20 protein-coding genes are annotated in these 20,018 nt (G+C 62.7%); 11 read left to right on the forward strand and 9 right to left on the reverse strand.

Annotation, left to right across the window (positions count from 1 at the left end; all coding sequences use genetic code 11):
* Nucleotides 1-41: 41 nt before the first annotated feature.
* On the reverse strand, nucleotides 42-410 hold the full coding sequence (locus EP007_RS02860) for a 2Fe-2S iron-sulfur cluster-binding protein (protein ID WP_128476214.1): 369 nt from the start codon (nucleotides 408-410) through the stop codon (nucleotides 42-44).
* Between the two features lie 177 nt (nucleotides 411-587).
* On the opposite strand from EP007_RS02860, the gene EP007_RS02865 reads away from it, so the two are divergent.
* Nucleotides 588-938: a VOC family protein gene (locus EP007_RS02865; protein ID WP_243700432.1), complete on the forward strand. Its 351-nt coding sequence runs from the start codon at nucleotides 588-590 to the stop codon at nucleotides 936-938.
* A gap of 334 nt (nucleotides 939-1,272) precedes the next feature.
* Here the strand turns inward: EP007_RS02865 and EP007_RS02875 are convergent, their stop codons facing one another.
* Nucleotides 1,273-3,999: a DUF4350 domain-containing protein gene (locus tag EP007_RS02875; protein WP_243700433.1), complete on the reverse strand. Its 2,727-nt coding sequence runs from the start codon at nucleotides 3,997-3,999 to the stop codon at nucleotides 1,273-1,275.
* Nucleotides 4,000-4,094: 95 nt separating this feature from the next.
* On the opposite strand from EP007_RS02875, the gene EP007_RS02880 reads away from it, so the two are divergent.
* A complete protein-coding gene (locus tag EP007_RS02880) occupies nucleotides 4,095-4,934 on the forward strand; it encodes a twin-arginine translocation signal domain-containing protein (protein ID WP_128476216.1) in 840 nt (279 codons plus the stop codon).
* 37 nt (nucleotides 4,935-4,971) lie between these two features.
* On the opposite strand, the gene EP007_RS02885 is transcribed toward EP007_RS02880, so the two are convergent.
* Complete coding sequence (locus EP007_RS02885; protein WP_128476217.1) at nucleotides 4,972-5,697, reverse strand: LolA family protein; 726 nt, start codon at nucleotides 5,695-5,697, stop codon at nucleotides 4,972-4,974.
* Nucleotides 5,698-5,835: 138 nt separating this feature from the next.
* Between EP007_RS02885 and EP007_RS02890 the strand changes: the two genes are divergently transcribed.
* Both EP007_RS02890 and EP007_RS02895 read left to right on the forward strand, forming a co-directional pair.
* A complete protein-coding gene (locus tag EP007_RS02890; protein ID WP_243700434.1) occupies nucleotides 5,836-6,069 on the forward strand; it encodes a hypothetical protein in 234 nt (77 codons plus the stop codon).
* A gap of 114 nt (nucleotides 6,070-6,183) precedes the next feature.
* Nucleotides 6,184-6,444, forward strand: coding sequence for a hypothetical protein (locus tag EP007_RS02895; RefSeq protein WP_128476218.1), 261 nt, complete (start codon nucleotides 6,184-6,186; stop codon nucleotides 6,442-6,444).
* A gap of 141 nt (nucleotides 6,445-6,585) precedes the next feature.
* On the opposite strand, the gene EP007_RS02900 is transcribed toward EP007_RS02895, so the two are convergent.
* The 3 genes from EP007_RS02900 to EP007_RS02910 form a co-directional block, all read right to left on the reverse strand.
* Nucleotides 6,586-7,557 carry a succinylglutamate desuccinylase/aspartoacylase family protein gene (locus EP007_RS02900; RefSeq protein WP_128476219.1) on the reverse strand — a complete coding sequence of 324 codons (972 nt, stop codon included), beginning with the start codon at nucleotides 7,555-7,557 and terminating at the stop codon, nucleotides 6,586-6,588.
* A 140-nt stretch (nucleotides 7,558-7,697) separates the two neighbouring features.
* The gene (locus tag EP007_RS02905) at nucleotides 7,698-9,956 is read right to left on the reverse strand and encodes an NADP-dependent malic enzyme (RefSeq protein ID WP_128476220.1); all 2,259 of its coding nucleotides are present in this window, start codon (nucleotides 9,954-9,956) and stop codon (nucleotides 7,698-7,700) included.
* Between the two features lie 82 nt (nucleotides 9,957-10,038).
* Complete coding sequence (locus tag EP007_RS02910; RefSeq protein WP_128476221.1) at nucleotides 10,039-11,199, reverse strand: M24 family metallopeptidase; 1,161 nt, start codon at nucleotides 11,197-11,199, stop codon at nucleotides 10,039-10,041.
* Nucleotides 11,200-11,374: 175 nt separating this feature from the next.
* Here EP007_RS02910 and EP007_RS02915 point away from each other — a divergent pair, with 175 nt between their 5' ends.
* The 5 genes from EP007_RS02915 to EP007_RS02935 all read left to right on the forward strand — a co-directional run bounded on the left by EP007_RS02915 (nucleotide 11,375) and on the right by EP007_RS02935 (nucleotide 15,502).
* The gene (locus EP007_RS02915) at nucleotides 11,375-11,851 is read left to right on the forward strand and encodes a COX15/CtaA family protein (RefSeq protein ID WP_243700435.1); all 477 of its coding nucleotides are present in this window, start codon (nucleotides 11,375-11,377) and stop codon (nucleotides 11,849-11,851) included.
* 95 nt (nucleotides 11,852-11,946) lie between these two features.
* Nucleotides 11,947-12,834, forward strand: a complete 888-nt coding sequence (locus tag EP007_RS02920) for a transporter substrate-binding domain-containing protein (RefSeq protein WP_368408098.1) — start codon at nucleotides 11,947-11,949, stop codon at nucleotides 12,832-12,834.
* 153 nt (nucleotides 12,835-12,987) lie between these two features.
* A complete protein-coding gene (locus EP007_RS02925; protein WP_128476224.1) occupies nucleotides 12,988-13,881 on the forward strand; it encodes a transporter substrate-binding domain-containing protein in 894 nt (297 codons plus the stop codon).
* 51 nt (nucleotides 13,882-13,932) lie between these two features.
* Nucleotides 13,933-14,772, forward strand: a complete 840-nt coding sequence (locus EP007_RS02930; protein WP_128476225.1) for an amino acid ABC transporter permease — start codon at nucleotides 13,933-13,935, stop codon at nucleotides 14,770-14,772.
* On the forward strand, nucleotides 14,765-15,502 hold the full coding sequence (locus EP007_RS02935; RefSeq protein ID WP_128476226.1) for an amino acid ABC transporter ATP-binding protein: 738 nt from the start codon (nucleotides 14,765-14,767) through the stop codon (nucleotides 15,500-15,502). The genes EP007_RS02930 and EP007_RS02935 overlap by 8 nt, the downstream gene beginning before the upstream one ends.
* Nucleotides 15,503-15,559: 57 nt before the next feature.
* On the opposite strand, the gene EP007_RS02940 is transcribed toward EP007_RS02935, so the two are convergent.
* Together EP007_RS02940 and EP007_RS02945 are read right to left on the reverse strand one after the other, a co-directional pair.
* Nucleotides 15,560-16,255, reverse strand: coding sequence for a DUF7096 domain-containing protein (locus tag EP007_RS02940; RefSeq protein WP_128476227.1), 696 nt, complete (start codon nucleotides 16,253-16,255; stop codon nucleotides 15,560-15,562).
* A gap of 73 nt (nucleotides 16,256-16,328) precedes the next feature.
* Nucleotides 16,329-17,402, reverse strand: coding sequence for a helix-turn-helix transcriptional regulator (locus EP007_RS02945; protein WP_128476228.1), 1,074 nt, complete (start codon nucleotides 17,400-17,402; stop codon nucleotides 16,329-16,331).
* Nucleotides 17,403-17,645: 243 nt separating this feature from the next.
* Between EP007_RS02945 and EP007_RS02950 the strand changes: the two genes are divergently transcribed.
* Nucleotides 17,646-17,954 (forward strand): HalOD1 output domain-containing protein, encoded by a 309-nt coding sequence (locus EP007_RS02950; RefSeq protein ID WP_128476229.1) that lies wholly within the window; start codon nucleotides 17,646-17,648, stop codon nucleotides 17,952-17,954.
* A 6-nt stretch (nucleotides 17,955-17,960) separates the two neighbouring features.
* Here the strand turns inward: EP007_RS02950 and EP007_RS02955 are convergent, their stop codons facing one another.
* Nucleotides 17,961-19,415, reverse strand: coding sequence for a replication factor C large subunit (locus EP007_RS02955; RefSeq protein WP_128476230.1), 1,455 nt, complete (start codon nucleotides 19,413-19,415; stop codon nucleotides 17,961-17,963).
* Nucleotides 19,416-19,549: 134 nt separating this feature from the next.
* Here EP007_RS02955 and EP007_RS02960 point away from each other — a divergent pair, with 134 nt between their 5' ends.
* Nucleotides 19,550-20,002 (forward strand): pyridoxamine 5'-phosphate oxidase family protein, encoded by a 453-nt coding sequence (locus EP007_RS02960; RefSeq protein WP_128476231.1) that lies wholly within the window; start codon nucleotides 19,550-19,552, stop codon nucleotides 20,000-20,002.
* Nucleotides 20,003-20,018: the final 16 nt, after the last annotated feature.

The following is a 20,018-nucleotide window of genomic DNA, read 5'->3' on the forward strand; positions in this document are numbered from 1 at the left end:
TCGGACGCCACCGGCTTAATTCCGGGCGTCCGACGGCGCGGTCAGGCAGTCGGGTCGGAGTCGGGCGCGACCTCCTCGCCGCGTTCGCCGCCGTCTTCGACCTTCTGGCCCCAGAAGCCGGGGTGTTTCACCACTTGCACATCACCCTCGACGCGGGTCTGGCACGACAGTCGAAGCCCCGAGTCGAGGTCGTGTGGCCGCATCGAGAGCCGCCTGCGCTCGTCGGCGGCCATCTCGCTCACGTCGCCGCGGACCTCGACCGCGCAGGTCCCGCAGGTGGCGTGTCCCCGGCAATTGAGGTACTGAGACGTGCCGTTGTGCGGCGACAGGCCCGCATCGAGGAGCGCGTCGCGGAGAACCGTGCCTTCTTTGCAGTCTATCGCTTCGCCTTGAAACCGAATCGTCGGCATGGACGGTCGTACGCGTGCAACAATGATAATTGTTAGCACGTTTGGCGGTCGGTGCAATCTTCGACCGAATGCGCACGACGGACGTATCGAACCCGGTGCATTCGGGCGCGAGGAGTGGTCCGCGGTCACGACTCGCCACCTCGAACAATTTTATCCGCCGCCTCCTAGATGGACTGTGTGAGCGCGATAACTTTCTTCGCCACGACCGACTTGGAACGCATCGTCGAGTTTTACATCGAGACCGTCGGCGCGGACGTGTGGCTCGAACAGCCCGACTGCACGATTCTGAAGTACGACAATCAGTTGCTCGGGTTCTGCGAGCGCGAGGATGCCGACACCGAGGGCATCCTCACCTTCGTCGCCGACGACCGCGCGGGCGTAGACGAGATGCACGAGCGACTGGCCGACCGCGCCCGCGAGGAACCCCACGAGAACGAAACGTACGACATCTACCAGTTCTTCGCCGCGGACCCCGACGGCCGGACCGTCGAGTTCCAGACGTTCCTCCACCCGACAGACGACGTGTAGCGGTCGCTCGATTCGTCCGGCCAGCGGAACGTACCGCTATTGAGTGATATATCGAACAATTAGCGAGGCTTTTCGTACCCCGGTACATCGCTCGAAACGTGGCGTGTCGTCCCGTCCGTCGCGCCTTGAGGGTATCTGTCATCGACTCGCCGACGCACGCCACCAACCAGTCAGCCAACGTGTTACAGCCACCGACGTTACCGCGACACCTCGGAAGTTCCCCACTTCCACCGTCCCGCTTTTCGAGAGGTGAAGAGTACCGAGCAGAGAGTACCGAACGGAAGGACAGCGAGTAGCGAATGGGGGGAGAGAAAAAGACCGCGAGACGAATCTCTCAGTAACTGTACTCGGTGTGGAGGCTTCCGCCGTCGTCGTAGAGGTACACCGTGTCGCCCCCGTTGTTCCAGATGTACGACCCGCCCCAGTAGAGTTCGGTCGCCGAGTCCGTGCCGTCGCCCGAGTGGAGACGAACCGCGTCGCCAGCGCCGAGCGAGAAGCCGTCGGGGAACTGGTAGCTGTTGCCCGCCTCGTCCTCGACGGTCCACCCGGTCAGGTCCTCGCCGCTGGACCCGGTGTTCTCGAAGTCCACGTACTCGTCGTTGAGCGTCTTGCCGTCCTCGCTGATGGTCTTGACGGCGATTTTGCTGTCCGAGTCGTTGGTCGGGTACGTCCGTTCGACGGCGAGGTTTCCGGTGTCGTCGTAGACGGACGCCGTGTCGCTGTCGTTGTTCCAGACCGCGGACCCGCGACCCCAGTAGAGGTCGGTCGCCGAGTCCGTGCCGCTCCCGGTGTGGACCCGCACCGTCTCGCCAGCGTCGAGCGAGAAGCCATCGGGGAACTGGTAAGTGTTGTTCGCTTCATCTTCGAGCGACCAGTCGGTCAGGTCGAGGCTACTCGCCCCGGTGTTTTTCACGTCCACGTACTCGTCGTTGAGGGTCGCGCCGTCCTCGCTGATAGTCGGAATCGAGACCGAGGGTCCGGACGAACCGCCGTCGTCGGGCGTGTAGGCGTCGAACAGCGGGAACGACCCGTCGAAGACGGTCGTCTCGGGCACCTCGGCGCTGGTCGCCACGCTGTTGGTGTCGTCAACGACTTGGTCGGCGTTGACCCGGAGGTCCGACCCGAGACCGCTGGCGAGGTCGTTGACGTTCGCGCGCGCTTCCGGCGTAGTCACGCCGCTGCCCATCAGCACGACCGCGCCGCCGTTCGAGACAAAGGCGTTCAGCGCGTCGATTTCGCTCTGGGCGAACGACTCGGGCGGAGTCGTGACGACGACCGCTCGCGCGCCCTCAAGGGTCGCGCTGGTGAACTCGTTGACGCCCTCGAAGCCGATGTCCTGTCCTTCGAGATAGCGCATGTAGTAGGCGGCGTCCTCGGCGGAGAGACCGTAACTCGCGTTGAACTGGCCGTGACCGCCGTCGATGAGGATGTCGCCCGAGGCGTCCGCGAGGTAGTCCACGAGATTCGTCAGGAAGGGGTAGTTGCCGTAGCCCGAGGTATCGGTGCTGTACCCCTCGTTTTGCTCGTAGCCCTCGTCGATGAACGGACCGCCGACGACGCCGACGCTGGCGTCCTCGTCCACGGCCACCAGTGGGATGTCGCCGCTGTAGTCGTGGCCGCCGTCGAGTCGCTGGGTCGCGCTGGTCTCGGCGTAGACCGGCACGCGCGAGTCCGCCACCGCGCCCGAGGCGGTCCGGATGCTCGCGGTCTGCGGGAAGAAGAGGTCGTCCACGGGGTTGTCACGAATCTCGGTCGAGTTCTCGGGGTCGCTCTCGGCCCAGACCTGTCGGCCCTCGGCGCGCGCGGCGTCCTCCGAGGCCCGGAACTCGCGGTGTTTGGCGAACGACGAGTCGTAGACGCGGGCGTGGCCCTGCTTGACGAGTTGGTGGTTGTAGTTGGCGTCGCGGGTCCCGTCGCCGGACTTGTCGTAGTAGAGATAGCCCAGCACGCGGCCGAAGGCGTCCCGAACCGGTTCGTTCTCGTCGAACACGAGGTCCACTGTCTTTCCACCGAGTTCGTTCTGCCCGAAGGCGGTGGCATCGTCGGCCTTGTTTTCGAGGTAGGTGTTTTCCTCGATGCCCTCCCACTCTTGGACGCGCTCGTACTGGCTGTTCGAGGACTTCTCGGCGGTGTCGGTCCCGAGGATGCGGACGTTCTCGGTCGTGCCGTCGGCGAACTCGACTTTCACCGTGTCGCCGTCGAGGACCTCCGTCACGGGCACTGTGTAGGTCTTGTCGGGGTCGAGACCCAGACCGTCGCGGTCACCGAAGTAAGGGAACGACGTGTCGAACTGCGTGGTCGTCGGCTGGTAGGGTTCGCCGCCGTTCCGGAACTGGTCGGTCACTTGGTCGTCGTTGAACCGGAACGCGAGTTCGAGGTAGCCCGCGATGTCGTTGAGGTTCCCCGTGGCGTCGTAGCCGCCGTAGTCCGACTGGTCGTGGAGGAACAGCCAGCCGCCATTCGCCACGAAGTCGCCGAGCGCGGAGAGTTCGCTCGACGTGAGCGCCGTACTCGGCGAGGTGACGACCGCCGCGTCTGCTCCGGAGAGGTCCGACGCGAGCGAGGTGGTCGCTTCGACGGTGTAGCCGTTGTTCTCCGCGTAGCTCTCGAACTGGGAGAACTTCGAGAGACCGTAGAACTGGCCGTGCCCCTCGTCCCAGAGGACGGTTCCCGACCCGCCGAGCGCGTCGTCCCAGACGTTGAGCAGGAACTCCTCGTTGCCGCGTCGCCAACTACTGTCGGAGTCCGTGACCAGCATCGACCCGAACCCGACCACGTTCCAGTCGGTGGCGACGAGCGGAATCGACGCGTCGTCGCCGTAGAGGACGCCGTCGCCGTTCGAGTCGGCGTCGCTGTTCGTCGCGGTGTTCTCGGCCCACACCGCGACGGCGGTGTCGTCGGTGAGCGGTTCGTAGTTGTAGTCCACCAAACTCGACGTGGAGTAGCATTCGAGTTCGGGAATCTGACCGGACGCCGCGCGTACGCGGTCGGTCAGTTCGATACCTGCGGCCGAACCGCCCGTTGCGGCCGCGAGTGAGGTCAGGAAGGTGCGTCTCCGCATGAGCGAAAAACGACCATCACATAATATAAAACCACACCAAAATAAAATCTAATAAATAAAAATATATTTATAGTCTAAAATATAAGAATGTATTAATGCCGCGGGAAATGGAAAAAGAAAGTTCGAAGAATCGTTCACTCAATCGACGCCGCTTCCTCGGAGCCGCCTGTGCAACAAGCAGTGCAGCATTAACTTCCGGTTTTTTGAGGCCGAACCCTGAAGAAAAATTCGAAATAGATGATTTTCTTGATTCAGAAAATTTAAAAGATTTGTTGGAAAAGGTAGGGAACCCCGAAGTAAAAGACCAAAATTCTGAGGTATATGAAGGAAGAAACCTGAAACTGGCTTCTGCCAACCTCGACACGGAGGTTGGAACAGTGAAATTCTTAGAAGTGCTTGAATCGAATATCGGAAAATTCGATCAAGGAGATACGTCGTTGAAATTTAAAGTAGAAAATCTAACCGGCGAAACTCGGAGGTCACTACCTACTCGGGTTAATAGTATTCCGGCTGGTGTTGACTTTACACTTCGCAACAAGGGTAATAGAACGAGTCTCACTACTACTGTGACACGTAGCGAACAAGTTCAACTGTCTAAACTCGTAGGAAGCGAAAATTTCACTGCTCTATATGTGAATGATCATTACTACGTGAAAACTGGAGAAAGCGAGACGTACTACGTTACGGGAGAAATAGAGCGTCCAAAAATTAATAATGCCTCAGTTGAAAAAGCAGTGACCACACAGGTTGATGCTGAGGCATGTTTCAACTGTGGTGTCAATGCTCCAGGATGTGTTGGAAACTGTCTCACTCCGTGTCTCCCTGAGCACGGCAACCCCATTGATTGTGCTACTTGTATTGGGAAACATTGTGTGGGCTTAGATGTAAAATCCTGTACAAAATGCATAGCTAGCATACCTGAAGACTTGCTATAACAAGCAACCACCGGTTTCAGAATCTGAAAGACACTAATTAATCGATACGTTTCGCGTCTTTTGGCGGGTCAAAGTCAAAAATAGACGCTGACAACTCGGTATTTATATCTACTTGCTTGAACTTTCTTTTTTGCAATAAATCGATCTCTTGGAAATCTACCGATTCATGAGTATTGAAAATTTCTCCATCTTTAATTTTATATTCCACCTCACGTTTCATTGGGAACCAATATTCAGAATCTATCCAAATGAAAATATAGTCAAGATTTTCTAAGAACGAATTGACCATCTCCGTCGGTTGGAATCGTAAAACATAGGCCTTACGGTCTGCAACATACTCTACACCTTCATAAGAGATATTAAACGTCGTTAACGGAGAAGAACCAATCAGCGTCGTAGTTATCGTATGACCGATTTGCTCTCTTGGTGATTGTAGCGGATGAATTTTGTACGTATTTTGTTTTTCGTCATAAATCACTATTTTGTTTCTATCTTGAAGGACTATATCTCCAGATTTTCCAAACTCACTCACAGGACTATTTATAACGCTAATTTCGAAATCGAACTCTTGAATAACTTTGGTAGATATTACTTCTGAGCGAAATTGATAGGGAAGCGATTCCCAGATTTCTACTTCGGTTTCTTTCAATCCATTTCCATACTCTAACTGTTTTACTTGTTTCGCATGGATTGTGTCTGGTAGATTATCTTCCTTTTGTAGTCTCTCTACAATTTTTTCTACCGACGGTGGCTCCCCATTCATCACCATCGTACTACTATTCTTCATAATGTAAATCTTCCCATAATACTATATTTGCTGATAGAGATTTTCCGGCCCTTTTCCCATTCTCTCTTGGCTCCTATTCTAAACCGAGGAGTTGACCTGCGTGGAGTCCCTACCATGTCCTATGAACCGACGGAACGGCGGTGGTCGGTGATGGGCGGCGGCGAGAAACTTCGGTTCGGACTGGCGCTTGCGACCGGCGTCATCGTACCGGGCTTTCTCAAGTACGCCTTCACGACCGTCGGCTACGAGGCGCTCGGGACCGCGGTGTGGGTCAGCGGCTATCTGACCGCGATACTCGCCATCTGGTACGTCTGGATTCGACCGCTCGACTTCCAAGGGACAAGTTAGCGCGGCTCGGGACCACGAGCGACGCGACGAGGTGACCATCCGCCCCCGACCGACCCGGCCGACTGGCGCATAGCGGAACTTTAAAGAGTATTTCGGGGCGAGTTTTCGGTAAGGATGATAGAGTTCGTGCCACTGCCCATCATCGACGACTTCCTGCTCCAGTACAACGTGGGGCAGGTGCTGCTGCTGGCGTTCGTCCTGTCGGTGGTGGCGGCTATACCGCTCGGTTCGCGGAAGGTGCTGTCGCTGAACGCCATCACGTTCGGACTGCTGTTCCTCGTGCTCCCGGTGAAAATGGCACCGTTGTCGTTCAAGTTCCTCGGCATCGCACTGCTCGTCGTCGCGCCCGTGCTGTACGTCACGGCACGAACGTGACGACCGAGACGCCAGCGACCCTTCTCCGCCGTCGTCGTTTCGGAGTCCCAGACTGGTTCCCGCGGGCGAGGATTCTCCACCCGCAAGCGCGAGTTCTCACCACTCCGAACGCGAATTTCTCACTCGAACTCCGTCGCCCGTCTACTCCTCTCGGGGTAACGCGACGCTCAGTAGCGTCTCGCCGCCCGAGACCGTTGCTTCCCGCGTCAGCGAGTACAGCGTTCCGGCGCGGTCGGTCTCGACCTCCTGTAACACCTCGTAGGTCGTCGGGTCGTAGAGCGTGCCGACGCGCTCGCCCGGTTCGACGCGCTGGCCGACCGCGCGGTCGGAGTCCACCCGGAACAGGCCTGCGTCGTCGGCGGTGACCCGACCGAGGTGGTTGCGCGCCAGTCGGCGCGCGCCGTCTGCGTCCGGGTCGCCCTCCAGCAGGTCGAGGTGCCGGAGGACCGAGAGTGTGCCCGCGACGCCCGCCTCGATGGCGTCCTCCACGAGGTGCTTGTTGTGCGCGAGTTCGGGCGTGATGGTCGGGATTCCCTCGCGGGTCGCCGCGACGCGGAGTTTCCCGTCGAAGTCGCGGTCGGCCCACTCTGTGTCGGCGTCGTCGCCCGCCTCCTCCGAGAGCAGGAGGTCGGTGCCGAACGCCTCGGCCAGCGCGCGCGACTCCTCGTGGCCCTCCATGAACACGACGTGAGTGAGCATGTCGGCGCTCCCGGTGTGGAGGTCCACCACTGCGTCGGCGTCCTCGGCGTACTCCCAGAGCGTCGCCGCCATGCGTTCGTGGACGGTGCCCTCCGGGTCGCCCGGCCAGACCCGATTCATGTTCGGGTTTACGCTGTCCAACTGCTCGGGCGTCGTGTACGACACCCGGTCGAACGTGAGAGGGTCGGCGACCGGCACCGCGACGAGTCGCCCTGCGAGGTCGGTCTCGCCCGCGAGCAGTTCGTCGTGGACGCGCCGCAACGTCTCGGTCCCGTTTATCTCGCGGCCGTGCTGGGCGGCCTGCACGTACACCGTCGGCCCGTCGGCCGCGCCGTCGTAGATGTGCACTGTCGTCTCGATTTCGACGCCGGAGGGGAGTCGCGCGAGCGTGACGCGCTCCGTAGTGTGGTTCATGTCTGGTTCTGCGTCTCACGATAGTTGAAGCTACTGCCTCTCGCGGTGGGGTATCCTCGCTCGTTTCACTCGCTTCGGCACCGTCGCGCAAAAAATCTCCAGCAAAAAAGTCGCTCGCTCACTCCGTTCGCTCGCGGAGCCTATTCGTTCTGCTGGGCGTCCACGACTGCCACGCCCGCCAGATTCACGATGTCTTTGACCTCGTCGCCGCGCTGGATGACGTGGACCGGCTTGTCCATGCCGACCAGCATCGGACCGATGGCGTCCGCGCCGCCCAACCGCTGGAGCAGTTTGTAGCCGATGTTGCCCGCTTCGAGGTTTGGGAAGATGAGGAGATTCGCGGGGTCGTCAAGTTCCGAGAATTCGTAGGTCCCGTTGAGAATGTCCTCGACAACCGCGGTGTCGGCCTGCATCTCGCCGTCAACCGGGAAATCGACGTTGGGGTCCGCGCGGAGCGCCTCGGCGGCTTTCCGTGGCTTGCGCGTGCCCTCGTTGTCTACGCTCCCGAAGTTCGAGTACGACAGCATCGCCGCGCGCGGTTCGACGTTGAACCGCCGGGCGAGTTCCGCGGTGTGGCGAGTAATTTCTTCCAGCACGTCCTCGTCGGGGTCCTGATTGACCGTCGCGTCCGCGCAGAAGATGACGCGGTTCTTGAACGTGAGCATGTAGACGCCCGCGGCGTAGTCAGCGTCGTCGGCCGTGCCGATGACTTGCAGGGGTGGTCGGAGCGCCGAGGGGTAGTGGTGGGTCAGGCCGGTCAGCATCGCGTCGGCGTCGCCCTGTTCGACCATCACGCTGGCGAAGTAGTTGCTGTCCTTCCGTACGAGTTCCTCGGCCTCGCTCTCGGTGATACCTTTCCGGCGACGGAGTTGGTAGAGACGTTCGGTGTACGCGTCGTGGTCGGCGTTCGCGGGGTCAGCGATGTCGGGGTCGAAGTCCAGACCGAGGTCCGCGGCAGTCGCCGCGATGGAGTCGCTGTCGCCGATGAGAACAGGCTTGGCGATGCCCTCCTCCTGCATCTGGTAGGCCGCCCGAATCATCTTCTCGTCGTCGCCCTCCGCGAGCGCGACGCGCTTGGGGTCGGACTTGGCCTTGTTCAGGACGACCCGCATCATCTCGCGGGACTTGCCGAGTCGGGCCTCCAGCGTCTCGACGTACTCGTCGGTGTCCAACTCGCCGCGGGCGACGCCGCTCTCCGTCGCGGCGTCGGCGACGGCAGGCGCGACCTCGAAGAGGACGCGGGGGTCCAGCGGCTTCGGGATGATGTACTCGGGACCGAACTGGAGCGGTTGGTCGCCGTAGGCCTTGACCACGGCGTCGGGCACGTCCTGCTTGGCGAGGTCCGCGAGCGCTTCCGCGGCCGCTATCTTCATTTCCTCGTTGATTTCGGTCGCGCGCACGTCGAGCGCGCCCCGGAAGATGAACGGGAACCCAAGGACGTTGTTGACCATGTTCGGGTAGTCCGAGCGCCCGGTTGCCATGATGACCGTGTCGTCGCGGGCGGCCTTGGCCTCCTCGTAGCCGATTTCGGGGTCGGGGTTCGCCATGGCGAAGATGACGGGGTCGTCAGCCATCGACTGGACCATCTCTTGGCTGACGATTCCGGCGACCGAGAGACCGACGAATACGTCCGCGCCCTCCATCGCGTCTTCGAGGTCGCCCTCCGGCACGTCGCGGGCGAACTGGGCCTTGTAGTCGTTCACGTCGCCGTGGTCGGCGCGGTTCTGCGTGATGATGCCCGAGGAGTCACACATGATGATGTTCTCCTTCTTCGCGCCGAGCGAGACGTAGAACCGCGCGGAGGCGATTGCGGAGGCCCCCGCACCCGAGAAGACGATTTTCAGGTCCTCGATATCCTTGCCGTTGATTTCGGTGGCGTTGAGCAGGGCCGCGCCCGAAATGATGGCGGTGCCGTGCTGGTCGTCGTGGAAGACCGGAATGTCCATCTCCTCGCGCAGGGTCTCCTCGATTTCGAAGCACTCGGGCGCTTTGATGTCCTCCAGATTGATGCCCCCGAACGTGGGTTCCATCGCCTTCGTCGTCCGAATCACGTCCTCGGCGTCCTCTTGGTCCAACTCGATGTCGAACACGTCGATGTCGGCGAATCGCTTGAACAGGACGCCCTTCCCCTCCATCACGGGTTTGGACGCCTGCGCGCCGATGTCGCCTAACCCGAGGACCGCCGACCCGTTCGAGACGACGCCCACGAGGTTCCCCTTCGCGGTGTACTTGTAGGCGTCGTCGGGGTTCTCGTCTATCGCGCGGCAGGGTGCGGCCACCCCCGGCGAGTACGCCAGACTCAGGTCGCGCTGGGTGTTCGTCGGCTTGGTCGTCGAAATTTCGATTTTCCCCGGCGGTTCTTCTCGGTGATAGTCGAGTGAATCCTCGTCTAGTCCCATAATCGGACGAACCGTCGCCGACCGTAAAAATCTACCCGAAGGCGTCGAACCGGGGTTCGACAGACGACGAAATCTGACGCCTTCAGTCGTCCGCACCCTGCACCAACACGTCGGGCCGCTCTATCACGGCGTCGTAGTCGTAGGCGTCCACGGCCGTCGTGGGCCACTGTCCGGTGTCGGTCAACACCTCGAACCCACCGCCGGACTCCGTCCGGCGAGCCTCCGAGTCCGACTCGGAGACGTCGTCCGTGACCAGTACGGTATCCTCGCTTTTGGCCCCCTGAATCGTCGGGTTGTAGGCGTAGGCCATCGGCGTCGTGATTTCGGCTTCGTCGCCGATCTCGGGCGCGGCGAACCACTCTCGGCCCGCGAACCCGGCCGCGCCGCCTTGGTGGTGCTTTTGCCACTCGTCGGCGTAACCGAGATGTTCGTAGGCGGCCTGAATCGCCTGAAAGACGCTCTCGGGGTCGGCCGAGAGGTCCGCGATGGCTCGGGTCGCGCCGAGCGCGGTCGTCTCCACGATGCGCGCGGCGTGGTGTCTGTCGCCGAGGTCGTTCAGGTCGGCGTCGTCCATCTCCGACTCGAAGGCGACGGTCCGGGTCGCGCTGGCGTGGAGACCGTCGCGCTGGGTCGTCACCGAGACCAGCGCGTACTCGCCGAGTCGGGCGTTCGTCGGGGTGTAGTGGCGGTACTTCGGAGCGCGCTCGCTCCCGCCGACCAGCGCCACCGGTACCTCGATGTCACGCGCCGACAGCGCGACTCGGAGCGCGGAGGCGACTTCCGACTCCACGTCGTCGGGTTGGAGTTCCCGGCAGACCGACTCGACCGCTTGGGCGGTCTCTTGCCCGAGTTCGCGGTAGTTCTCGATGTCCGCCTCGGTGAGCGGTTGGCGGAGCGGCGAGGCGTCTACGGTCGCCATCCCCGGCACGTCGAAGTCGGCCGTGGCGGGCACCCCGCTGTGGTCGGCGACGGCCTCGGCGAGCGACCCCTCGTACCACCGGAACTCGGTGACGGGAATCTCGTCGGCCAGTTCCTCCTCGCGGAAGCGGTTCGCTTCGATGTTGCTCGTCACGACTTCGAGTCGGTCGCCGTCGTACCCCACCGCGGCGACCCCGGTGTCGGTCTCGCGGTCCACGACGTTGCTCGCGCCGGTCAGCCACGCGAAGGAGTTCGGTCGGGCAAACCAGACCGCTTCGAGGTCGTTCTCGGCGAGGTAGGCGTCGAGACGCTCCTGCTTGGTCATATGTGGTCGCTCGTGGCCGACGGCCTTCAAGCAGGTGGATTCGGTGGGCCTTCGGCCGCCGAATCCGCTCGGGAAGCCAGTCGAACAGACCTAAGTACGACCGGCCGAAACGTCCGATAAGGGGAGTTCCAACCGTGAAAGTCCACACACTCCGACACGCGGGAGGCGTCCGATAATGGTCCGGTTCCGCCACCTTGCGGCGGTCACGACCGGTCTCACGTTCACGCTCATCCTGCTCGGCGTCTACACCGCCGCGATGGGCGCGGGGCTATCGTGTTCGGCCCAGTGGCCCTTCTGCGACGGCGGCCTGATTCCGCAGACGTGGCCGAGTTTCGTCGAGTGGTTCCACCGACTCGTCGCCATGGTTACCGGGTTCTTCATCCTCGGCACCGCCGCCGGGTCGTGGAAATACACCGGCCAGAAGCGCATCCGGGGCGCGGCCACCCTCGCGCTGGCGGTGACGCCGATTCAGGTCATCCTCGGCGGCGCGACGGTGTTCGTCTACACCCCGCTCGTGCAGGTGGCCCACCACACCGCGGCGCTGATAATCTTCGGTTCGCTGTTGGCGACGACGCTGTGGTCCTACGAACGGTCGGGAGCGCCCGACTCGCGGACCGCCGACGCCGCGGCCGGGTATCCGAGCGACGACTAATCGAATTTTAGCGGCTCTTTCGTCCGAATATGGACGTTTCGCGCCACGGTTATATAGTATCGCGTAGACGTGAGTTCGGGGGAAAACAGATGCACATCGACAGGCGGACGTTTGTCAAGGGGAGCGCAGGAGTCGTCGGCGGACTCGCACTGAGCGGCGTATCCGGGGCGCAGGACGGAGGAGTCGTCCAAATCGGGTCGGACATCCCGTACAAGCCGTTCGAGTATCGCACGCAGGACGGGTCGCTAGTCGGGTTCGACGTGGACATCGCCGAGGCCCTCTTCGCCGGACAACTGGACCAAGAGTACGAGTTCGTCCAGACCGGATTCGACACCATCATCCCGAGTCTGCGGAACGGGAACTTCCGCATCATCATGTCGGCGATGACGATCAACGACGAGCGCGCCCAACAGGTGGACTTCTCGGACCCGTACTTCATCGCGTTCCAAACGGTGGCAGTGCTGGAGGGAGGGAGTATCCAGAGTCTTGAGGACCTGCGCGGCCAAACAGTCGCGGTCCAGAAGGGGACGACCGGCGAGGCCGCCGCCGAGGGACTGCAAGAGCGCTTCGACGGCGACCTCAGCATCGACAGCTACGACCAGATTACCGGCGCGTTCAACGCCCTGCTGAACAATCAGGCCGTCGCGGTCGTCAACGACAACGCGGTCAACCTCCAGTACACCGAAGATCAGGAGAGCGTCACCTTGCTGGAGGGAGAGGGGCAGGCCGCCGAGGAGTTCGAGAGCGCGCCGCCCTACCTCACGCTCACCGTCGAGCGCTACGGCATCGCGTTCCGGCAGGACGACGACGAGTTCCGCCAGCAGGTCAACGAGGCGTTGGCCGCGGTCATCGAGAGCGGGCGATACGCCGAAATCTACCGGGAGTATTTCACCGGCGACCCGCCAGCGGCCATCGTCGAACGCGGCCAGCAATCGGGCGAGACGACCACGGAAACTGCGACGACGGCCGACTCCGGGAACTGAACCGTATCAGAAGTCTTCGCAACTTTTGCGACTCTACTGAAAGTTAGTTACTATTGAAGCTTTTTCGAACAATATCTGTCACCGTATTTTGCGGAGCGGGAGAAAATCAAAAAGAGTAAATGGGTATGCTCTAAACCGGACCGTATCATACGCATGAAACGACGTACGTTCGTAAAGGGAACCGCCGGTGTCACCGGCGGCCTGACGGTTGCGGGATGTCTCGGCGGCTCGGAGGGCGACGGAAGCGAAACCACCGAAGAGATGACGGGCAACGAAACCTCTGACAGCGAGACCACCGAAGAGAGTTCGAGCGTCGAGGGACCCATCGTCATCGGGTCGGACATTCCGTACCCGCCGTTCGAGTACCGCACGGAGAGCGGCGACCTGACCGGGTTCGACGTGGACATCGCAAAAGCCATCTTCGAAGAGGAGATGAGTCTGGGTTACGAGTTCAAGCAGACCGGGTTCGACACCATCATCCCGAGTCTGAAGAACGATAACTTCCGCGTGGTCATGTCGGCGATGACCATCAACGACGAGCGGTCCGAACAGGTGGACTTCTCGAACCCGTACTTCACGGCCTACCAGACCGTCGCCATCCTCGAAAACGGTAATATCGGGCAACTCGACGACCTCAAGGGCGAGACGGTCGCGGTCCAGAAGGGGACGACGGGCGAGAGTGCCGCCGAGGGCCTCAAAGAGGACTTCGACGGCGACCTTACCCTCGACAGCTACGACCAGATTACCGGCGCGTTCAACGCCCTGCTGAACAATCAGGCGTCCGCGGTCATCAACGACAACACGGTCAACGCCAAGTACGTCAACGAGCGAGACGGCGTCGTCTTCCTCGAAGGCGAGGGCGAGGCCGCCGAGAACGATGAAGACGCACCGCCCTACCTCACGCTCACCGTCGAGGAGTACGGCATCGCGTTCCGGCAGGACGACGACGAGTTCCGCCAGCAGGTCAACGAGGCGCTGGCGGCTATCAGAGAGAGCGGCCGATACGACGATATTTACGGCGAGTATTTCGAATCGTCCAGCAACTGACGACCGAGGCAGGATTTTTGGTCGTTGACGATAGCGTGGTATACATCGATAATGGCGGGAACATACTCAGACGAAACGAACGTCGAAGAACCCCAGACTAACGACGGGGTGCTGACCGACCGGCGGGTCAAGTGGTTCGGCATTGCAGTCGCCGGACTGTTCACGTTGGCGGTCCTCTACCTGTTGTATCGAATACTGACCGACTTCGTGGACTACGAACTGATGCAGGCCATCGTCCCGCGGTTCGTGGACGCCTACCTGCTCGTACTCCAGATATTCCTCATTTCGAGCGTGCTGTCGCTCATCGCGGGCACGCTGGTCGGACTGGGTCGGGTGTCCCGGACGCGGTTCACTCGCTCGATAGCGACGGCCTACGTCGAGTTCTTCCGGGGAACGCCGCTGCTGTTCCAGTTGTTCATCATCTACCTGGGCATCCCGGCGTTCTGGCGGGCGTCGCCCCAACCGTTCCCCATCGAGAACTGGAGTTTCGCCGCGGCCATCATCGGCCTGACGATCAACCACGCGGCCTACTCCGGCGAGGCCATCAAGGGCGGTATCACCGCCGTCCCCGACGGCCAGATGGAGGCCGCCCGGTCGCTCGGCATGTCCTACATCGACGCGATGCGCGAGGTCATCCTCCCGCAAGCCGCGCGCAACGCGCTCGCGGCGCTGGGCAACGACCAAGTCATCCTCGTGAAAGACACCTCGCTGCTGACGGTCCTCGCGGTGCCCGAAATCATCAGCGTGTTCCGGAACGTCAACAGCAACACGTTCGACGCGTGGACACCCATCGTGTTGGTCGCCGTGGCGTATCTCGCCATCACGCTCCCGCTGGGCAAACTCGTGCGCTATCTCGAACGCCGCTCGGAATGGGGTGAGAGCCATGACTGACGTTCCGGCCGTGGAGTTCGACGAGGTGGACAAATACTTCGGCGAGACGCACGTCCTGAAGGATGTCGATCTCTCAATCGAAGAACAGGAAGTCGTCGTCATCGTCGGGCCGAGCGGGAGCGGGAAATCGACGCTCCTGCGCTGTGTCAACCGCCTCGAAGAGATTCAGGACGGCGAAATCCGGATTCAGGGGACGCCTATCACCGACCCCGACGTGGACGTGAACCGCCTGCGCCAGCGCATCGGGATGGTGTTCCAGAGTTTCAACCTCTTCCCGCACAAGACGGCGCTCCAAAACGTTACGCTCGCGCCGACGGAGGTCCGGGGACTTCCGAAGTCCGAGGCAACCGAGCGCGGACACGAACTGCTCGAAGAGGTCGGACTCGGCGCGCAGGGCGATTCGTACCCCAACCAGTTGTCCGGCGGCCAGCAACAGCGCGTCGCCATCGCGCGGGCGCTGGCGATGGACCCGAGCGTGATGCTGTTCGACGAGGTCACGTCGGCGCTCGACCCCGAACTGGTCGGCGAGGTGCTGGAAGTGATGCGAACGCTCGCCGACGAGGGCATGACGATGCTGGTCGTCACCCACGAGATGGGCTTCGCCCGCGAAGTCGGCGACCGAATCGTGCTGATGGCCGACGGCGACGTGATCGAGACCGGTCCGCCCGAGGAGTTCTTCCAGAATCCGGGGACCGACCGCGCCAAGCAGTTCCTCTCGCGGGTGAAGTGAGCGGCCGTCGCGGGGGACTGACTCGACGTTTTTTCGGCTCGTCTTCCGGCGACCGCGCTACGCCGTCGTCAGATTGAACGGTCGCTCGACTGGGAGCGCGCGCTCGCCGTTGTTTTCGACCGTCTGGTTGGCGACTTCTCGCGCAATCGGCTCCTCGAACCGGTAGAGTTCGCGCGCTCGCTCGCCGAGGTCCCGAATGCGCGTCGCGTTGATGGCGTGGGTCTCGCGCACCGATTCCGGCAGTTCCTCGGCCGCCCGCGCGGTCCGGTTGGCCCGGAGTTCGACGGTTCGCGCGCGGACGACGAACTCGGCGAGTGCGGCCCGGTACCGACCTTCCGAGAGGTCGTCGGCTTCCCACGCCGTCGTAATATTCTCGCGGACGCCTTCGAGCGCGTCGAGGTACGCCGCCAGCGATTCGTTCTCGTCGGCCACCACTTGCGCGCGCTGGGCGGGCGTCGTCGCGTTCGCCAGTCGCTCGGAGAGCGACCGATTCAGGAGTTCGCCCTGCACAGACGCCCCCTGCGCGCCGACCGCACCGGTGAGTCGCTGGCCCGGCGAGAGACCGGGCGTTGTCTTGCTCTCGTCGTTCGTCTCGTCATTCGCCTCGCCGCCGTCGCTCTCGTTGGTCGTCGTCTCCTCGCCGGGCAACTCCGGGCCGTCGGCGGTCGGTCCCGCCGACTGGTCGGCGACCGCGACCCCGGTTACGAGCGCCAGTCCCACCGCAGTCAGGAGGACGAGAAACGTCGGCTTCATCGATGCACTCGACGCCCTCCACGGATAATAAGTCGCCGTCGCTGAACCCGGATTCAGCCGAATTAACCGCGGTTCAGGACTCCTGTCGCTCGGTCGGCAGCGCGAGTACGTTCTCCCTACCGAGCCTGAAACTCTCCAACCTCCCCTGCTCGCGCAGGTTCCTGACGACCTGACTCGTCTTCGCCTCGGTCCAGCCGAGTTCGTCCACGACCGCGCGCTGTTTGATGCGACCGCCGCGGCGTTCGAGCAGTCTGAGGACTCGCTCCTCGTTGCTCAACAGGTCCTCGGGCGGTTTGTCGTCCGGGTCGGGGTCCGCGCCGTCGCGCCGGAGCCACCAGCCACCGGCCGCGAACGCGGCGACGACCGCGAGTCCGCCGGTCACGGCCGCGACCAGTCGCCACGGCACCGCAGGACCACTCGAACTGGGTGCGTTCAGGACGATTCTCGGCTCGTTGGCCGCGAACTCGATGGGTCCGTTCCAGACGACCGCCCGCTCGCGCCGCTCATCCCCTGAATCGGGTCGCGGCCGGACGGTCGTCGCCTCGTAGCCCTCGGGCCACTCGACCAGCAGGCGCGTCTTCTGGTTGAGGATGAGTCCCGACAGCGAGTCGCCGACTCGGACCTCGTCCCCGGAGATCGCCGCGAAGTCGCGCCACTCGAAGGAGTAGACGACGAGTCCGTATCGCTGGGGGAACTCCCGAATCTCGGCCCGGACCGAGTAGTTCCCGCCGGACATCTCCCGGCCGGTGGCCCGCTCGGCGCTCCGGATGGTGGCGTTCATCCGCTCGACGAACTGCTCGCTGTACCGGGTCGCGTTCGCTTCCACATCCGCTTTGTAGCTTCTGAACGCCGCGGTCGTCTCGGCGTCGTCGAGTCGCGTGCGGTAGACGACACGCCACCTCGCGGAGCCGTTTTCGTACACGCGAGCGTCGAGGACGACCGTGTCGGGCGTGACGCGCTGGCTCTGGTTCCGAGTCTCCGCGTCGGTGAGTGCGCGCGGGCCTGTCGCTTCGCCGACGGCGGTCGCGGACTTGGTGGTCCCGGCGACCGAATCGCCGACGGCGGTCGTCGCACCGACGGCCGGACCGATTGTAGTCGCCAGACAGAGCGCCCCGACGAGCACGGCGATGGACTGTCGCGCCCCCATTCGTCGCGTCCCTGCGACGCGCAGAGAAAAAGGAGTTGCGTCGTTTTGGCCGTCTCGCCCCGTCCAACTCGATTCCACGGCGCGTTTCTCCGAACGTAGGGCGCGGTTACTCCGGGTAGGAGCGAATTGACGGGCTTAATTCGCGTTAACTCGGGACCAAGCCGCCCGCAGAGCCACCAATCGGGGTACAGCGTTTCAGGGGTTGAAGCACCTGTCAGCCTTTGGCACAGTCGGCGAGATACAATGTCGAAGACCGAAACGCACACGGTCGATGCGGTGGAGTATGAGAGCGAGACACCCCTGCGCGTGCAGGCCGACTGGTCGGGCACCGAGACGCTCGACTCGGCGGTCACGAACGCCATCTCGCGGGCCACCGGTGTCTCCGTGACCGAACTCGCGCCGCTGTACGAGTATATGGACCCCGACGCCCTCCACGAGTTCGTGGCGTCGATGCGCGAACGGGAGACCGAGACCTCCGTCACCTTCCAGTACGAGGGCCACGACGTGCGGGTCGGCGTCGATGGCGAGATTCTGGTCTGGCCCGCGCGGTAGTCGGCCTTAGCCGAAGTCGCCCAACCCGGCCTGCGCCTCGTCGTCGGACTCGTCGTCGCTGGTCTCGGTCTCGTCGGTCTCCCCCGCCGACGCTTCGGCCTCCGAATCCGACGCCGCCGACTCGTCGGCGGCGGACGCTGACCCGTGACTTCCCGCGAACGCGCCCCCAGAATGCTCCACGGCCGCCTCCTCTCGGAGTTGTTCGGCCGACTCGACGATGTTCTGGACCTTGTTGGTGTCCTTGCCCGACCCGGTGACGAACGAGACGTGCTTGGCGTCGAGGTCGTACTTGGCGGTCATCGCAATCGTCAGCTCCCGGTTCTTGCAGTGGTGGGTCATCGCCGCGAGAAACGGCACCATTTCGCGGCGCGCGGTGGACATGCTCACGCCGTCGGCCTCGGCGATTTTCCGGGCCACGTAGTCGCGCTTGTTCCGGTTCCCGCGGGAACTCCCCAACTTCCGCCAGTAGCTCGGCGGGCCGTAGCGCGTCCAGTCGTCTTTCTTGCCCTTCCGGGCCGCCGCGACCCCGCCCGCGATGTTGTCGCCAGCGTAGCGCCAGTAGGAGTAGTCCTGCGTGGCCCGCACCCGGCCGAGCCACTTGTCGGCGTTCGAGAGAAAGTCGTAAGCGGTGGCCAGTTCCGCGCCCTCGTAGTCCTTGGGAACGTTGTCCTCGACCCAGTTCAGCATGTCGTCGGGCGTCTCGTCCACGTCGTAGGATTCCTGAATCGCGCTCCGGGCGTCCTCCTCCTTGAACAGCGCGTCGAGGAAGTCGAAGATGCCGCTCGACCGGTCGCGGTCGCCCGTGACCTCCACGTCCTCGGCGGTGAGTCGCTGTTCGGTCTCGGCGATGGCTTGCAGGTCGTTGACCGCCGAGCGCAGGTCGCCGTCGTTCTTGTCCGCGATAGCGCGGAGGGCGTCCTTTTCGTAGTCGATGCCCTCCTGCTTGCAGATGTGCCGGAGCGCGGGCACGATGGACCGGGCCTGCACGTCTCGGAACTCTATCTCCTCGCAGGCGTTCCGGAGCGTGTTGGACATGTCGTAGAACTCGTTGGCGATGAGTATCATCGGCTGTCCGGCCTCCTTGACGACGCCGGTGATGGCCTTCGACCCGCCGCGGTCCACGTTCCCGTGGAGGTTGTCGGCCTCGTCCATGATGACGAGTCGGCGGCCGTCGCCGCCCCCGGTCAGCGTCCCGGACTTGGCGGCCTCGCCCGCGACCTTCTCGACGACCGAGGAGGTGCGCTGGTCGCTGGCGTTCAACTCGATGGTTGGCCAGTCCATGTCGTTGGCCAGCGCGTGGGCCGCCGAGGTTTTGCCGACGCCGGGGCTTCCGTGAAGAATGGCGGCGTCGCGGTGTTCGTCCCACGTCTCGGCCCACTTCTTCAGCGCGTCGCGGGCCTTGTTGTTCCCGCGGAGTTCGGAGAGAGAGGAGGGCCGATACTTCTCGGTCCAGTCGGTCATTAGGAGGCGGTAGGTGCGAGCGGCGTTTAGGGGTTGCGGAGTCCCCAACGGTCCTCTCGGACCGCCCTTACCGACCGGATACGGCCACCGACGTGCGCCATATCTTTTTCTCCCTCCGAGTGGTACTATCTCGCATGACAGACGCAGGTGCTGTCGAGATGGACGCCGAGGAGCGCACCGAATTTCTCGCACACGGGGGCACGGGGGTTCTCTCGTTCGCGCGCGGCGACGAGTCGCCCTTCTCGCTCCCGGTATCGTACGGCTACGACGAGACCGAGGGCCACTTTTACTTCCGACTCGCGTTCGGGCCGGACGCCGGGAAGCGAGACGCGGTGAGCGAGGATGCGTCGATGACGTTCGTCACCTACGACGACACCGACGAGGGGTGGCGCAGCGTGGTCGCGGAGGGCGAACTGGAAGAAATTTCCGAGGAGTCGCTGGACTCGTCGGTCGGCGAGTCGATGCGACAGGTAGAGATTCTGCTGGTGGACGTGTTCGAGCGCACTCCGCGGGAGACGACGTTCCGATTCTTCCGACTCGACCCCGACGAGATAGCGGGGCGCAAGGAGGCGACCGGCGATTACTGAGTCGTCTGTCACCACG

This window comes from Halorussus pelagicus, from assembly GCF_004087835.1.
GTDB lineage: Archaea > Halobacteriota > Halobacteria > Halobacteriales > Haladaptataceae > Halorussus > Halorussus pelagicus.

Coding starts and splice junctions, on each gene's coding strand:
- EP007_RS02860 (WP_128476214.1), bottom strand. CDS start 410: ATGCCGACGATTCGGTTTCAAGGCGAAGCGATAGACTGCAAAGAAGGC.
- EP007_RS02875 (WP_243700433.1), bottom strand. CDS start 3,999: ATGCGGAGACGCACCTTCCTGACCTCACTCGCGGCCGCAACGGGCGGT.
- EP007_RS02880 (WP_128476216.1), top strand. CDS start 4,095: ATGCCGCGGGAAATGGAAAAAGAAAGTTCGAAGAATCGTTCACTCAAT.
- EP007_RS02885 (WP_128476217.1), bottom strand. CDS start 5,697: ATGAATGGGGAGCCACCGTCGGTAGAAAAAATTGTAGAGAGACTACAA.
- EP007_RS02890 (WP_243700434.1), top strand. CDS start 5,836: ATGTCCTATGAACCGACGGAACGGCGGTGGTCGGTGATGGGCGGCGGC.
- EP007_RS02895 (WP_128476218.1), top strand. CDS start 6,184: ATGATAGAGTTCGTGCCACTGCCCATCATCGACGACTTCCTGCTCCAG.
- EP007_RS02900 (WP_128476219.1), bottom strand. CDS start 7,557: ATGAACCACACTACGGAGCGCGTCACGCTCGCGCGACTCCCCTCCGGC.
- EP007_RS02905 (WP_128476220.1), bottom strand. CDS start 9,956: ATGGGACTAGACGAGGATTCACTCGACTATCACCGAGAAGAACCGCCG.
- EP007_RS02910 (WP_128476221.1), bottom strand. CDS start 11,199: ATGACCAAGCAGGAGCGTCTCGACGCCTACCTCGCCGAGAACGACCTC.
- EP007_RS02915 (WP_243700435.1), top strand. CDS start 11,375: ATGGTCCGGTTCCGCCACCTTGCGGCGGTCACGACCGGTCTCACGTTC.
- EP007_RS02925 (WP_128476224.1), top strand. CDS start 12,988: ATGAAACGACGTACGTTCGTAAAGGGAACCGCCGGTGTCACCGGCGGC.
- EP007_RS02930 (WP_128476225.1), top strand. CDS start 13,933: ATGGCGGGAACATACTCAGACGAAACGAACGTCGAAGAACCCCAGACT.
- EP007_RS02935 (WP_128476226.1), top strand. CDS start 14,765: ATGACTGACGTTCCGGCCGTGGAGTTCGACGAGGTGGACAAATACTTC.
- EP007_RS02940 (WP_128476227.1), bottom strand. CDS start 16,255: ATGAAGCCGACGTTTCTCGTCCTCCTGACTGCGGTGGGACTGGCGCTC.
- EP007_RS02945 (WP_128476228.1), bottom strand. CDS start 17,402: ATGGGGGCGCGACAGTCCATCGCCGTGCTCGTCGGGGCGCTCTGTCTG.
- EP007_RS02950 (WP_128476229.1), top strand. CDS start 17,646: ATGTCGAAGACCGAAACGCACACGGTCGATGCGGTGGAGTATGAGAGC.
- EP007_RS02955 (WP_128476230.1), bottom strand. CDS start 19,415: ATGACCGACTGGACCGAGAAGTATCGGCCCTCCTCTCTCTCCGAACTC.
- EP007_RS02960 (WP_128476231.1), top strand. CDS start 19,550: ATGACAGACGCAGGTGCTGTCGAGATGGACGCCGAGGAGCGCACCGAA.